Origin of the sequence: uncultured Microbulbifer sp. (genome assembly GCF_947489355.1) — a bacterium.
Lineage (GTDB): Bacteria > Pseudomonadota > Gammaproteobacteria > Pseudomonadales > Cellvibrionaceae > Microbulbifer.
Genome location: NZ_CANLDD010000248.1, coordinates 1 through 223, shown reverse-complemented (window position 1 = coordinate 223; position 223 = coordinate 1). Strand labels below are relative to the sequence as shown.

Sequence of the window (223 nt, the reverse complement as noted above, 5' to 3'; positions counted from 1 at the left end):
GCTGCAGGATAAAGCTGCTGGGGCTGGAAAGCACCCAGGTTCCTTCGCATGCGTATAAGAAGGCAGAGCAGCCCCATTTCGATATCCCGAACCTGCTGGACCGGAAATTCAACATTCAAGAACCGGATACAGCCTGGACTGGCGACATCAGTGTGCCGCAGCAAGCTGCGGGGGAGATGAGGGATTGTGGCCCCTCGTCATCGGCATGCAGGTGCTGGTGACA

Annotated in this window: 1 pseudogene; it reads left to right on the top strand. The window is 57.4% G+C overall.

Annotated elements, in window-relative coordinates:
• Nucleotides 1-221: pseudogene (locus Q1A48_RS21635) on the top strand (hypothetical protein); the annotation flags it as partial.
• Between the last annotated feature and the right edge of the window lie 2 nt (nt 222-223).